This is a genomic window from Pseudomonas sp. JQ170C (assembly GCF_035581345.1).
Lineage (GTDB): Bacteria > Pseudomonadota > Gammaproteobacteria > Pseudomonadales > Pseudomonadaceae > Aquipseudomonas.
Window position 1 is genome coordinate 2662246 of sequence record NZ_CP141608.1, and the last position, 14651, is coordinate 2676896.

Genomic DNA, 14651 nt, shown 5'->3' on the forward strand with positions numbered 1-14651 from the left:
CCATGAGCATTTCACGAAAACGACTCCCTCCGCTGCAGAACCTGGAAGCCTTTGAAGCGGCCGCCAGGCACATGAGCTTCACCAAGGCGGCAGAGGAAGTGAATCTTTCGCAAAGTGCCGTGAGCCGGCAGATCAAGCACCTGGAAGAGAGCATGGGCGTGCGTCTGTTCACCCGCACCCACAAGACCCTCGACCTGACCAAGGCCGGCCGGACGCTGCTGGGCGGGATCGAACGCAGCCTGGCGGAGTTGCGCCGCACGGTGGAAACCATCGAGAACGACCGCAGCCCGACCGTCACCATCAGCGCCAGCATGGCGATCGCCAGCTTCTGGCTGCTGCCGGGGATCGCCGAGTTCAAGGACCGTCACCCGGACATCCGCGTCCGGGTGATCGCCGGCGACGGCGAGGACTACACCGCCATCCAGAACAATGAAACCGACTTCACCATCCTCTATGACCAGGGGCAGCGGGGCGGCTTCGTCTCCACAGGCCTGTTCGAGGAAGTGATCTTCCCGGCCTGCACGCCGGCCTACCTGAAGGGCCGTGGCATCGACAGCCTTGCAGACCTGTCGCGGGAAAAACTGATCGACTTCGAGGTCAAGCACCTGCGCACGGTCAAGGGCTGGCCGGACTGGTTCAGCCGCGCGGGCTGCGAGACCCGGGGCATCGACTACACCCTCTCGGTGTCCAATTACGACCTCGCCTGCCGGGCGGCCTTTGCCGGGCAGGGGGTGGTGCTGATGTGGGCCTACGTCGCGCCGCTGGCCGACTTCGCCAACGGCACGCTGCTGCGCCCGGTGCGGGACGTGGTGAACACCGGGCACGTCGAGCACCTGGTCTACGCCAAGGCGCTTGAAGACTCGCGTCCGCACATGGTGTTCAAGGACTGGATCCTCGACTACGCCCGGCGCACCAACGAGGCCACCCGCGGCTTTCTCGGGCTGGCCGCCCAGCCCTGAAAGACCCTGTTGTTGCATGCAAATCCGGCATGCACTGCACTGAAAATGATCGTTTGTCCGGCCTTGGCCGGCCCGGCAACACTGGCGCTTCCTCATACAAGAACAACAAGAGGTTCGCCGCCGTGTCCCAACCGATCCGTATGCCACGCGCGTTCTGCGCAAGTGCCCTGATGCTGTGCTGCCTGCCCCTGATGGCCGCCGACGAACAGGGTTTCGTCGAAGACAGCACGCTGAAACTGATAAACCGCAACTTTTACTTCAACCGGGATTTCCGCAGTCGTGGCGATGGTTTGTTCAACGCCCGCCAGCAGAGCTATCGCGAAGAGTGGGCGCAAGGTTTCCAGGCATTCTTCAGCTCCGGCTACAGCCAGGGGACGGTGGGCGTCGGTGTTGACGCCCACGGGCTGCTGGGGTTGAAGCTGGACAGCGGGGGCGGCACCTCGGGCACCAATCTGTTGCCGCTGGACAGCCGCAACCGTGCCGAGGACGACTACTCGGCCGCCGGTGGCGCGCTGAAGCTGCGCGCTTTCGACACCGAACTGAAGGCGGGGGACCTGTTTCCGGTCACGCCGGTGTACCGCTACGGCGACGGACGCTTGCTGCCGCAGAGCTTTCGCGGCGTCTCGCTGCGCAACACGGCCATCGACAACCTGACCCTGCAGGGCGGCCATCTGCACGCGGCGCGCAACAAGGCCAGCAGCAACCACGACGGCGACCTGAGCACCGAGTACGGCGGCACCCGCTACCGTTCCGCCAGTTACCTGGGCGGTGACTACAGCGTCGCCGACGGGGTGTCGCTGAGCCTTTACCAGGCGCGTTTCGAGGATGTCTGGAACCAGACCTACATCAGCGTGGACCAGGCCATCGCCCTCGGTGATCATCGCTCCCTGAGCGTGGGCGCCAACCTTTACCGCACCCGTGACGAAGGGGCTGCCCGGGCAGGCAAGGTCGACACCGACAGCTGGAGCGCCTACGCCCGCGTGCTGTTCGGCGGGCATTCGCTGATGCTCGCGCATCAACGTATCCACGGCGACGAACCGTTCGACTACCTGGGGGACGGAGACTCCATCTACCTGGCCAACTCAGTCCTGTACTCGGACTTCAACTCGCCCAATGAGCGCTCATGGCAACTGCGCTACGACTTCAACTTTGCCGCGCTCGGCGTGCCTGGGCTGGGCTTCATGACGCGCTACCTTCGCGGCTCCCATATCGATAACGCGAAGGTCGATCCGACGGGTGCCTACGCCTATTACGCAAAACTCGGCAGTGGCGGGCGGCATTGGGAAAGGGATTTCCAGCTGCAGTACGTGATTCAGAGCGGACCGGCGAAGAACCTCTCCCTGGTTGCGCAGCAGACGATCCACCGGGCAAACGCGGCGCAGTCCGACGGTGACGTTGATCAGGTGCGGATCATTATTCAGTACCCGCTGGACCTGTTCTGATCGGGTACGGCCCCTGCTGCCAGGGGCCGGGTTCGGCCTGTGGACGCAGGGGCACCGGGTTGCTGTCAGTGAACCTGCGTACGGCTCATTGCCCTTGTGTCCAATGGATCACGGCGTGATGAGCTCATCGTGTTCCCGTGCTGGAGGGCTGCGTTTTTGCAGCAGGGAAATTAGCGCGGGCATCAGGACCAGGGCGCCAATCATGTTCCACACGAACAGCAGTACCAGCAACACGCCCATGTCGGCCTGGAATTTCAACGACGAGAACGCCCAGGTGCTCACGCCCAAGGCCAGGGTAATGCCGGTAAAGGCCACGGACGTGCCGGTCGTCTTCAGTGCTTCGAAGTAGGCGCGGCGCAGGTCCATGCCCTGCAACAGGAAATTTTCCATGCGGCTGTACAGGTAGATGCCGTAGTCGACGCCAATGCCCACGCCCAGGGCGATCACCGGCAAGGTGGCGACTTTCACGCCCAGGCCCATCTTGGCCATCACCGCCTCGCACAACACTGTCGACAGGTACAGCGGCGCCATCAGGGCAAAGGTCACTTTCAGTGACTTGAACTCCCACAACACCACAAGCGAAATGATCACAAACACCAACACCAGCATGACTTTTTCCGAGTGCCGGATGACGTTGTTGGTGGCCGCTTCGATGCCGGCGTTACCCGCCGCCTGGAGCAGCCTGTAGTCGCCGCCGCCATGGTGCTGGTCGAACTGCTCGACGGCAGCGCTGACGCGGCTCAGGGTCTGGGCCTTGTGGTCACGCAGGTACAGGCTGATGGGCACCAGGCTGCAGTCGCTGTTGAGCTGTTCGGCGGGCACGCCGGAACGGGCATTGTTCATCACGTACTGGTCGCGGGATAGCTCCGCCCATTTGGGGTTGCCTTCGTTGCGGGCGAGGATGTTGAAACGCATGGTGTCGTACAGCGACTGCACCGACTCCACACCTTCGATATCGCGCATGTGGCGCTGGAACTGATGGGCAAGGTCGGCGGCGGCAAAGCGCGAGCATTGTTCTGCCGGGGTGGTGAACATCACCACATAGACATCGGTGCTGGTGGTGTAGTGACCGAGCAGGTAGGCGTTGTCCTGGTTGTAGCGCGCCTCGGGGCGGAACTCCGGTGCGCCGCCGTCCAGATCACCAATCTGCAGGTCTTTGCGTGCCTGGTAGCCGATCGTCAGGAGTACCAGGCTGGCAAGCACCAACGGTATGGCCAGACGCGGTTCGACCACTGCCGCCAGGCGCCGGAATACCGGCCAGGACGCGTTGGCGCGGGCGTGCTGGCGGGCGATGGCCGCCGGGCTGACGCCGACATAGGACATCAGTACCGGCAACAGGAACATCTTGGTGAAGATAGCGACGAACACCCCGATGCTGGCGGTGATCGCCAGTTGCTTGATCACGCCGATGTCGATGACCAGCAAGGTGATAAAGCCCACGGCGTCGGCCAGCAGCGCGGTCGTCCCGGGAATGAACAACGCCCGGAAGGTGCGCCGCGAGGCGTCAATGGGGCCATGGCCCTGCGCCGCTTCACTGACCATCAGGTTGATGTTCTGCACGGCGTGGCTGATACCGATGGCGAAGATCAGGAACGGGACCAGGATCGAGTAGGGGTCCAGGCCATAGCCGAGCAGGCTGAGGATACCCAACTGGCAAACGACGGTGAGCAGGCAGGTCGCCACGGTGACGGCAGTGCTGCGCCAGCAGCGGCAATAGAGCAGGAGCAGGGCGCTGATCAGCACCACGGTGAAGGCAAAAAACAGGGCAATGTTGCTGGCCGCCGCCAGCAGGTCGCCGATGATCTGCGCGAAACCGATGACGCGGATGGTCACGCCTTTGCCGGCGAAGTGTTCGCGGACCTGCTGTTCAAGGGCCTGGCTGAAGACCCCATAGTCCAGCGGTTGCCCGCTTTGCGGATCGCTATTGAGCAGTGGCACGCGGATGATGGTCGAGCGCAGGTCGTTGGCCACCAGGCTGCCGAGCAGGTTGGCGCGCAGGATGTTCTGCCGGACCTGTGCCAGGGCGCGCTCGCTGCCGTCATAGCCGTCGGGAATCACCCGACCGCTGCGCACACCGTCGGTTGTCACCTCGGACCATACGGCGTTCGGGGTCCACAACGACTTGAGTTTGCCGCGGTCGACGCCGGGTATGTAGAAGACCTTGTCGGTGACTTCGCGCAGCGTTTCCAGGAATGCCGGGGTGAAGATGTCGCCTTCGGGGTTTTCGACGATGATGCGCAGCACATTGCTTTGCGGCCGCAGAACCTCCTCGAAGCGCAAGTAGTTCTGGATGTAGGGGTGGCTGGTCGGGATCATCCGCGTGAAACTGGCGTCGGCCCTGAGGGACAAGGCTTTGTACCCCAGCAGCAGCGTAGCCAGCAGGAACAGCAGCAGCACAGGCACGCGGTTGTGGAACAAGGCCCGCTCCAGGCCATTGAGCAATCGCGTTTCACTTTTCTGCAGTTGTGGACGGTGTTTGGCCTGGGCATTCATTGCACGTACTCCTTGAACTCGTCGCGCGCGAGCAGGCGCAATCCGCGGTTGCCGACAAGGGCCAGCGAGCCGTCGGGCAACAGCGCCGCACTCAACCACACGGCCTTGTTGCGCGGCTGCAGGACCTGCAAGTGCTGCATGTCAGTGCTGTGCACCAGCCCGGCCTGGCCGGTGAACAGCACACTGTTGTCGGGCAGCTGCGCAGCGTTGTAGAGGCTGGTGGCGGTTGGCAGGGGGAGGGGCCGCCAGTGCTGGCCAGCGTCCAGGCTGCTAAACAGCGCGCCACCGAATCCCATCGCCAGGACCTGGCCGTCGCGCAACTGCACCAGGTTGTAGAGGGAGGCCGGGGTCAGCACCTGTGACTGCCACTGGCCCGCAGAGCGGCGATACAGCTTTCCGCCTTCTCCCGCGATCAGCAGGTCGCCGTTGGCGAGTCCCAGTACGGCGTTGAGGTGCAGGCGGTCGGGGTTGTCCAGGCCTGGGACATAGGCCCAGGTGTTACCGCCATCGGTGGTATGCAGGACAGTGCCGTAGGCGCCGACCACCCAGCCTTCGCGTGCACTGCGAAACCAGACGTCCAGCAATGGGCGCGAGGGGCCGGCGTCGGCACCGGCGCTGATGTCATCGAGGGCAAAGCGGGCGTTGTCCAGCGCCGTTTCATCGGCGCCTGGGGTCGCCTCCAGGTGATCCACTTCGTCCTGGGCCCATTTGAGCAGCAGGGCATTGAGGGTTCGGCCGTCCAATTGCTTGGTCCAGGTGGCGCCGCCATCCTCGCTGTGCAGCACCACCCCGTCGTGACCCACCGCCCATCCCTGCCGATCGTCGACGAAGTACAGGGCAGTCAGCAGCAGGTCCACCGGAACCTTGGCCTGATCGACCTGGCCGGTGGCCTGGCGCACCAGGATATGACCCTCGGCGCCGACCATGACCACGCGACCCGCCACCGCTTGGGCATCGGTCAGCGGCCCATGCTGGGCCTTGGCTGTCAGGCGGGCAGGGCGTTCCAGTCGGTCCGGTAACGTCGCCGCGAAGGTGGGCGACAGCAGGCAAGTGAGGCTCAAGGCTAGGCCGTAGCGAACAACGGTAGGCATCTTCATCGGACACATCTCAAAAGCGGAGAAGGATGGCCACAAGGCCATCCTGATGGTGCGCAGGTGGCATCAGCGTCCCGAACGACGCAGGGCCGATGGGCTGAAGTCAGCCAGTTTGGCGGTCAGGCCAAACCGCGTGCTGCGCTCTTCGTTTTCCAGGCCGTAGGCCACGTAGCGACGCGCTTGCAGGTCGTAGACCACTTCGCTGACATGGATGGCCGAGAGCACGTCGTAGCGCTGCAGGCTATGCGCCTCCTGAACCCGCCACAGCTCGCCACGGCCGTCGTACAGGTCGGCGCCCAGGATGCCCCAGCTGTCTTCATCGACGTAGAACACCCGCTTGGCATAGATATGCCGTTCGCCCGGTTTCAGGCTGGCTTCAACGACCCAGACACGGTGCATCTCGTAGCGCAGCAGGTCCTGGTTGAGGTGGTTGGGCTGGAGGATGTCCTTGTACTTGAGGGCGCGGCTGGCCAGCTTGTAGGTGTTGTAAGGCACCAGCATTTCTTTCTTGCCCACCAGCTTCCAGTCGTACTTGTCCGTGGCGCCGTTGTACAGATCAATGGTGTCGTAGGTGCGCAAGCCGTCGGAGGTGCCCAGCGGTGAGTCATAGGCGGCTTCTGGCGCCCGCAGCACGCGGCGCTGGCCGGGGTTGTAGGTCCAGGCCAGGCGGGCTTCGCCGGTCTGGTCGATGGGTTCGTGGATCAGGGTCTGGCTACCGGCGACGCTTTCCGGCGAGGTCACCTTGCCCAGGTAGTAGTAGAGACGGTTGGGCTCGGGGTTACCCATGGCCGAGGCCATCACCGCTTTTACTTCACGACGGATCGGGGTGAAGCTGCCATTGCTTTGCACCACCATCTCGGTGGGGTAGTACAGATAGCCCCCGGTGCGGTAGCGCACGAAGTGGTTGAACAGCACTTCCACGCCGGACGTGGGAAGGGGGAAGGGCACACTGCTCTTCTCGTAGCCCGTCAGGCCATTGCCGCCGTTGGCCAGGCTGACGCTGGCCGCCTCTTGACGGATTTGCGCGTATTCGCTCTGCGGCAGCGCCGCGGTGCGATGGCTGGGATACACCGGCATGCTGAAGTCCGGGTACTTCTGCAGCATCGCCCGGTAGCCCGGGGTAAGGTGCGCCGCGTACTGCTTGAGGTTGGCAGCGGTGACGGTGTACAGCGGTTTCTCGCTGGCAAACGGATCGACATAGCCCTGGCCGGGGGCGAAACCGGCAGGCGCCTGGGTCAGGCCACCGGTCCAGGCGGGGATGCTGCCGTCGGCGCTGGCGGCTTTTTCGCCGCCGGTGGGGGTGAGGTCCTGGCCCAGGCGGTCCAGGTCGGCGCTGCTCACCTGGGCGAGGGCGGCGTGGCTGGCCAGGCTGAGGAAGCTGCCCAGGGCAGCAGCGCGAAGCAGAGTGGTATTCATGGTAGACCTCACGTTTAGAAACCCATGCGCAGGCTGAGGGAAACAAAATCCTTGTCGGTGGCGGCGAAGGGGGTGTTGCCGCTACCGGACCAGGACAGCTCTGCAGAATATTTCTGCAGGTAATCGAACTTGGCCCCCACCGACCCCAACAGGCGGTCCTCGGAGAACACGCCGTCGTACGACCAGCCCTTGATGTCCTGGCCAAAGGCGATGAAGGGGGAGACGTTGGCGCCGGCAACCAGCCCCGGGTAGTTCAACTGCGCACGCAGCCGGTACCCCCAGGAGAACGTGCTGGTGTAGCCGTCGCTGGAACAGCCGAGCTTGCGGTACTTGGCCTCGCTGACACCCAGCGCACAGCCCCGGGCGTTGCCGGCGGACAGGTCCGAGCCATAGGTGTCGGGACGGGCATAGCGGCGCTCGTCGAGCCCCGGCAGATCGTGCATGTACTTCATGCCCACTTCGCCGATCAGGTTGAGGCTGTCGGCACCCAGTACCTGGGGAATGGATTTGATCGCACCCAGCGACAGCTGCGAAATCTTGCGGCGGTCATAGCCGTTGTAGGCCGAGCCCGGCGTGGCGTTGATCGCATCCTGGCCAAGGGTGATGTCTTCACCGATCAGTTGACCGAGCTGGCCGGGGTTGCCGGCAAAGGCCGGAATCAGGTCACCGGTGGCCAGTTGCACGGGTTGGTTGGGGCGAAAGCTGTATTCGCCGAACACCGAGGTGCCCCACAGGTTCGTGGAAAAGCTCAGGCCGAAGATGCGGATGTCTTCCGGAAAATCGGCAAAGTAACGACCGTTGGTGGCTTGCTGGCCCGGCAGCCAACCCGCGCCAGGCCCCGGACGCAGGTCGGTGAGCAGGCTGGAGTAGGGGGTGCGCGAATGAATGTTCATCGCATAGGCCCCGAACTCGGTATCGATACGGTCGGCAAAGTAGCGCAGGGCCAGGCCGAACTGGCCGGCGTTGGAGGGCTCGTTGTCGCCGGCGCGCTGGATGATCAGGTCGTTGGCAAAGCTGACCGGGTCATTGGCGCCACCCCGTGGCACGCCAAAACACCCTTCGGGGATGAAGTCATTGGTCGAGAAGTAGGTGCCGCAGCCTTCGAGCACCGTGCGGCGCCATTGCAGTTGGTAGAACGCCTCCAGGTTGAGGTTGTCGGTGAGGCCGAGGTTCCCGTACAGCATGGGCACCGGCAGCAACGCTTCCTTGACCTGCGAACCCGGCCGGCGCAGGGCGGCGACGTCGATCGGGTTGATGGCGTTGATGCCGTTCTGAAAGTACAGGCCTTCGCCCCAGTTGATCACCTGGTTGCCGACCCGTGCGTTGAGCGGGTGATCGGCGATGTTGAAGTCGCCGAACACATAGGCGTCGAGCAAGGCCAGGCCCTGGAACTTGGCCAGTTCGTCGAAGTGGCTGTCGTCCAGTTTGCTGTTGGCCTTGTAGCCGTTGGAGGAATGGCCGAAGTCCACCTCGCGATTGCTCAAGGTGTAGTCGTACCAGGCCTTGCCGCGAATGAAGGCGCCGTAGTTGCGCCAGTTCAGCTCCATCTCGCCAAGCAAGGTAATGGGTGAGGACACCAGGTTGCGCTTGCGAAAGTTCAGGCGGCCATCGTCGCCGGTGCGTCCGCCGCTGGCGTTGAACTCCCCTGGGTGGCCATAACCGATGGCATCGGCGTTGCCCTGGAAGATGTTGTCGGCGCTGGGCTTTTCGGCACTCCACAGGCCGCCGACGCTCAGGCTGCCGTTGTAGCGACCGCTGACTTCGCCCCAGTGGAATTCACCCGCACTGGCATAGCTGCACAGGGCGCAGGCCAAGGGTGTCAGCAGGAACGTGGCCAACGGACGTTTGTGTGTTGTGTGACGGGCTCGGGGGGAGCTCATGGTGGCTGCCTCTTGATTATTGTTATGGATGTACCGGCAGCACGAGGCCCAGCAATGGCCGAGTGCTGTTGAATCGAAACGCAGGGTGGTGACCGGTCGCCGGACCGGTCAGGCAGACGGCTACATCAGCGCAGGGAGCAGCGCGGCGACCATGCTGTTGAACGCGGCCGTGGTGTCCGCCGCCTGGCGCGAGGTGGCCGGGGCGGCGCTGGCGCTGGTGGCGCGTGGCGCCATGTCAGGTGCCGAAGACATCTTGACGATCACCAGCTCGCGCTTGGGGTTGATATAGATGCGTTGGCCAAAGCGTCCACTGGCTTCGATCGAGCCATCGCCATCGTTCTTCTGGTACCAGTAATCGCGGTAGGCGTAGCCGGCGCGGTCCTTGGCCTTGGGGCTGCGGGCAATCAAGGCCTGGTTGTCGTTGGGTTGCAGTGCCAGGTGTACGGCGTGCGCAAAGGGGGAACTGGCGGCGGGCTTGTGCAAGGCCAGGCGAATGGCTTCGGCAAAGCGCGCGGCATCGCGCAGGGTGCTGCTCATGCCGCCGCTGGCCATTTCGGTGCCCAGGGCATCGACCTGGCTGTAGGCGTCGTCTTCGGCGAACTGCGACCAGATGCGCTCCGACACCAGGGTCGACCAGCTCTTGCCGGTGACCCGGCGAATGGCCCAGGCCACTGCTTCGGGGGAGCCGTTCTGGTAGTACCAGACCGGGGTGGCACTGGCCTGTGCGGGCAGCGTTGCGGCCTGCAGAAAGCTGTAGATGTTGTCGGGCATGTCCGGCTGACGCGGGACGATGCCGGCGGCGGCGAACAGGCCGATGTCGGGCGGCACCTTGGCCGGGTATACCGCTTCGACCTGCATGTCCAGGTTCTGCTGCAGCGTGGCTTCGCCGAACGGTGTACCGGCCAGCTCCGGCACATAGCTGGACAGCTTGGCGTCGGGGGACAGCTTGCCTTCGGCAATCAGGCCGGCGGCGAGCAGGCCGGTCACCGACTTGGTCATCGAGGCCCAGATATGGGCTTGTTCAGGCGCGAACGAGTCGAGGTAGCGCTCGTACACCACCTTGCCGCGGTGCAGGACGATAAAGCCATCGGTGAAGGTCGCACGCAGGTAGTCGGGCAGCGGCAGCGATTGTTCGCCGACGGTGAAGTGCAAGCGATCGAGTTCGACGCTGTCGCCCTGCGGCAGGGCCAATGGGCTGGGGGCGCGGCGGATACCGGTGGTGGGCGTGATCGCCCGGGCGTTGCGCAGGGCCCAGCGCAGGTTGGGCATCTCGAACGCGTTCTGTTTGGTGACGCGCTTGTCGGCGGCCGGGGGGAAGCCTTGCATCACACCCAGGCGGATCGGGTCACTGGTGTCGCTGGCGGCCAGGGCCTGGCTGCTGACAAGCCCCAGCAGCAGCGCGGGCAGCAGTCGCTTGCAAACAGTAATGACGGGTGCACGTTCAGCGGGGATGCGACTCATTGTTGTTATCTCCTGGCGGTACTGCTTTGAGGGATGCGCCGTTCCCTTGGGGTGCAGCTCAATGGCGAGCTGACATTGAATTCAGTCTGGGATGTCGATATACCTGTTCGCAATGCGTTATCAGCTATAGATCCATAGCCAGGAGGAATGCCATGGACTTGCGTGATCTGGAATACATCATTGCGGTTCAGCAATGTGGAACGGTGGGAAAGGGGGCGGAGCGACTGGGGATCACCCAGCCTTCATTGACCAAAGCAGTCCGTCGGGTCGAACGGCAACTGGGGGTGATGCTGTTCGAGCGGACGTCCACGGGCATGCGCCTGACCCAGGCCGGGGAGCAGTTTTTGATCCGTGCCCGGCGTTTGAGCCGGGATTTCGACGATGCCATGGCCGAGATGCGCAGCATCCGCAGCGGCGAGCAGGGCGGGGTGCGCCTGGGCTATACGCCGTCGCTGCCCGATGCGCTGGTGGTCGCCAGTTGCCGTCGCTTGCTGCGCGAGCGTCCGGCAGCGCGCTTGCGCATGCGCCGGCGCCTGGCCAGTGAACTGCTGGAGCTGCTGCGCAACGGTGAGATCGACGTGGCCGTGATGCCGATTTCGGCCGATACCGAAGACTTCGATACCCAGCTGCTGTACGAAGATTGCCTGGCGGTGGTGGCCGATGCCGAGCACCCATTGGCGGCCCGGAAACACGTGCAGTTGAGCGACCTGCACGATCAACAGTGGTTGCTCCCCGAGGGCCATATCCGTATTCGCCAGGCGCTGGACAACGCCTTCATCAAGCAAGGCCTGGCGCCCCCGGCCCTGCGCATCGAGGCCGACTTCAGCAGCGAAGCGTTGTTTGGGCTGATTGTCGGCACGCCGACGCTCACCCTGTCGCGCTGTGGCCGCATGACCCAAAGCGCGGGGCTTGTGCCCCTGAACCTGGAGCTGGGCGGCGTCGACTTGCGCCGACGCATCGGCCTGGTTACCCGCCCGGGTGGCTACCTGTCACCCGTGTGCAAACGCCTGGTCGAGCTGTTCCAGGACGAAGCCTGCGAGAGCAACCTTCAGGAGTGGCTGTAGGCGTGAGCCATCCCATTTTGTTATAGGGGGGCGTGCAAGAGTTGTATTGGCGGGCTTTTTTTCTCCACTTGTAAGATCGGCGCACCCCGTTCTACTTCGGAGAATAAAAGTGAACCTCGGAAAGATACTGAGCCGAAGTGCGCGTTACTGGCCGCATAACGAGGCGGTTGTCGACAGCCGCCAGCGCCTGACGTACGCGCAGCTCGAAGCCCGCACCAACCGCCTGGCCTCGGGCTTGCTGAAACTGGGCCTGGCGCCCGGCGCCCATGTGGCGATCCTGGCGATGAACCGCGTCGAGCTGGTCGAGGCGGAGGTGGCGTTCTACAAGGCGGCGATGGTCAAGGTGCCGATCAATGCACGCCTGTCGCCAGAAGAAATCGTTCGCGTGCTCAACGATTCGCGCAGTGAGGCGGTGATCACCGGCAGTGCGCCGGCCCAGGCCCTGGCGGCCAACCGCAAGGCGCTGCCGCACCTGAAATGGATCATCGTGCTGGCTGATGAAGGCGGTGACATTCCTTACCGCGAAGTGCTCGACCTTGGCGATGAGCGCACCTTCAACAGCGATCCCGACGACGATGACCTGGCGGTGCTGCACTACACCTCGGGCAGCTCCGGGGTGCTCAAGGCGGCGATGCTGAGCTTCGGCAACCGCAAGGCCCTGGTGCGCAAGAGTCTCGCCAGCCCGGTGCGTGGCGCCGGCCCCGACGATGTCATGGCCCACGTCGGCCCCATTACCCATGCCAGCGGCATGCAGATCATGCCGCTGCTGGCGGTGGGAGCCTGCAATCTGTTGATCGAACGCTACGACGATGAATTGCTGCTGCGCACCATCGAGCAGGAGCGGGTGACGCGCTTGTTCCTGGTGCCGGCGATGGTCAATCGCCTGGTCAATGTCGAGGGCGTGGAACGCTTCGACCTGAGCAGCCTGCGCCTGGTCATGTACGGCGCCGCCCCCATGGCTCCGGCGCTGGTGGAGCGTGCCATCGACGTCTTCGGGCCGATCCTGGCCCAGGGCTATGGTGCCGGCGAAACCTGTTCACTGGTGACCGTGCTGACCGAGCAGGATCACCTGGTCAGCGGCGGCGATACGCGTTTGTTGTCGTCTTGCGGGCGCTGCTATTTCGAGACGGACCTGCGGGTGGTCAACGAGGCGTTCGAGGACATCCAGCCCGGCGAAATCGGCGAGATCGTGGTCAAGGGCGACGACATCATGAAGGGCTACTGGCAAGCGCCGGAGCTGACCGCCGAAGTGATGAAGGACGGCTACTACCTCACCGGCGACCTGGCCACGGTCGATGCGCTGGGCTACGTGTTCATCGTCGATCGCAAGAAGGAAATGATCATTTCCGGCGGCTTCAACATCTATCCCACCGAAGTCGAACAAGTGCTCTATCAGATGCAGGAGGTGTTCGAGGCCGCCGTGGTTGGCGTGCCGGACGAGCAGTGGGGCGAGGCGGTGAAAGCGGTGGTGGTACTCAAGCCGGGCGCCCGTCTTGATGAGGCCCAGGTCATGGCCTATTGCGCCGAGCACCTGGCCGGTTTCAAGAAGCCGCGCAGCGTCGACTTCATCGATGAACTGCCAAAAAACCCCAATGGTAAGGTCGTGCGCCGCATGGTTCGCGATGGTTACTGGAAAAACAGTCAGCGCAAGATCTGACGCGCAGGAGCAGAACCGAAATGATTGAGCCAAGCGAAAAAGCCAAACGCGTCATCGCCCAACTGCAAGCCTTTATCCGCGATGAAATCATCCCGCTGGAAAAGAAAGAGCAGCTGCAATGGGGGGAAGCGCACCCCAGGGCGATTCTTGCCGATGTCTGGAAGCGCTCCTGTGAGTTGGGCTTCTACAACGTCATGCTGCCGGAGAGTCTCGGGGGTGCGGGCCTGAGCGTGGTTGACCTGTGTGCGGTCAAGGAGGCGGCGATTCTGACCGGCTCGATGCTGGCGCCCCATGTGCTGGGCGAACTGAGCGGCCCGCCACGCATCGGCCACCTGTTCAAGGTGGCAAGCCCGGTGCAGGTGGAGAAGTTCCTGCAGCCGGTGTGCCGGGCCGAGAAGGCGGTGTGTTTTGCCTTGACCGAAGCCGAAGCCGGCTCCGATGCCAGCGCGATCAAAACCAGCGCACGGCTGGATGGCGACCACTATGTGCTCAATGGCGCCAAGCGCTACATCTCCGGTGCGCCTTATGCCGACTTTGCCGTGTTGCTGGCAGTGACCGGGCCGGGGCAGGGCGCCGCCGGTATCTCGGCGTTCTTCGTCGACCTCAAGGGCCCGGGTGTGCAGGTCGACTCGGACTACCAGGTGATGTCCGGCGGTGGCAGCCACGGCAATATCGAGCTCAAGGAGGTGCGTGTGCCGGTGGAGAACCGCATCGGTGACGAAGGTGCCGGCTTCAAGCTGGCCATGGGGCGCATCACCCTCAACCGGCTGCTGCATTGCCCGACCATGCTGGGCATGGCCGGCCTGGCCCTGAACCTGTCGATCGACTATGCCCGCACTCGCACCCAGTTCGGCAAGCCGATCGCGATGTTCCAGGCGGTCAACCACATGATTGCCGACATGGCCACCGAACTGCTGGCGGCGCGCAGCATGATGTACGCCACCGCCGCGCTCAACGATGCCGGTGGCGACATCCGCACCCAGGCGCCGATGTGCAAGCTGTACGCCTCGGAGGCGGCCTTCCGGATCGTCGACCGTGCCGTGCAGGTGCACGGAGGCGCCGGTCTGATTCGCGGTAATCCGGTGGAGTGGATGTTCCGTGCCACGCGGATGATGCGTATCCTGACCGGCACCAGCGAGATCCAGCGCAATACCATCGCCAAGGGCATTCTCATGCCTGGCTGAG

Annotated in this window: 10 protein-coding genes; 5 read left to right on the forward strand and 5 right to left on the reverse strand. The window is 63.9% G+C overall.

Annotated elements, in window-relative coordinates:
• Positions 1–2 precede the first annotated feature (2 nt).
• Complete coding sequence (locus U9R80_RS12340; protein WP_301842277.1) at positions 3–959, forward strand: LysR substrate-binding domain-containing protein; 957 nt, start codon at positions 3–5, stop codon at positions 957–959.
• Between the two features lie 122 nt (positions 960–1081).
• The gene (locus U9R80_RS12345) at positions 1082–2401 is read left to right on the forward strand and encodes an OprD family porin (RefSeq protein ID WP_301842278.1); all 1320 of its coding nucleotides are present in this window, start codon (positions 1082–1084) and stop codon (positions 2399–2401) included.
• Between the two features lie 108 nt (positions 2402–2509).
• On the opposite strand, the gene U9R80_RS12350 is transcribed toward U9R80_RS12345, so the two are convergent.
• The 5 genes from U9R80_RS12350 to U9R80_RS12370 all read right to left on the reverse strand — a co-directional run bounded on the left by U9R80_RS12350 (position 2510) and on the right by U9R80_RS12370 (position 10745).
• A complete protein-coding gene (locus U9R80_RS12350) occupies positions 2510–4894 on the reverse strand; it encodes an efflux RND transporter permease subunit (RefSeq protein ID WP_301842279.1) in 2385 nt (794 codons plus the stop codon).
• Entirely contained in the window at positions 4891–5991 is a 1101-nt protein-coding gene (locus U9R80_RS12355) for a WD40/YVTN/BNR-like repeat-containing protein (protein ID WP_301842280.1), read from the reverse strand. Before U9R80_RS12355 ends, U9R80_RS12350 begins: the two co-directional genes overlap by 4 nt.
• 63 nt (positions 5992–6054) lie before the next feature.
• Positions 6055–7404 carry a DUF1329 domain-containing protein gene (locus tag U9R80_RS12360; RefSeq protein WP_301842281.1) on the reverse strand — a complete coding sequence of 450 codons (1350 nt, stop codon included), beginning with the start codon at positions 7402–7404 and terminating at the stop codon, positions 6055–6057.
• A 14-nt stretch (positions 7405–7418) separates the two neighbouring features.
• The gene (locus U9R80_RS12365) at positions 7419–9284 is read right to left on the reverse strand and encodes a DUF1302 domain-containing protein (RefSeq protein ID WP_301842282.1); all 1866 of its coding nucleotides are present in this window, start codon (positions 9282–9284) and stop codon (positions 7419–7421) included.
• Between the two features lie 120 nt (positions 9285–9404).
• The gene (locus tag U9R80_RS12370) at positions 9405–10745 is read right to left on the reverse strand and encodes a serine hydrolase domain-containing protein (protein WP_301842283.1); all 1341 of its coding nucleotides are present in this window, start codon (positions 10743–10745) and stop codon (positions 9405–9407) included.
• A gap of 152 nt (positions 10746–10897) precedes the next feature.
• Between U9R80_RS12370 and U9R80_RS12375 the strand changes: the two genes are divergently transcribed.
• From U9R80_RS12375 to U9R80_RS12385, 3 genes are all read left to right on the forward strand, one after another.
• Positions 10898–11809 (forward strand): LysR family transcriptional regulator, encoded by a 912-nt coding sequence (locus tag U9R80_RS12375; protein ID WP_301842284.1) that lies wholly within the window; start codon positions 10898–10900, stop codon positions 11807–11809.
• A gap of 109 nt (positions 11810–11918) precedes the next feature.
• The gene (locus U9R80_RS12380; RefSeq protein WP_301842285.1) at positions 11919–13466 is read left to right on the forward strand and encodes an AMP-binding protein; all 1548 of its coding nucleotides are present in this window, start codon (positions 11919–11921) and stop codon (positions 13464–13466) included.
• Between the two features lie 20 nt (positions 13467–13486).
• A complete protein-coding gene (locus tag U9R80_RS12385; protein WP_301842287.1) occupies positions 13487–14650 on the forward strand; it encodes an acyl-CoA dehydrogenase family protein in 1164 nt (387 codons plus the stop codon).
• The last annotated feature ends 1 nt before the right edge of the window (position 14651 follow it).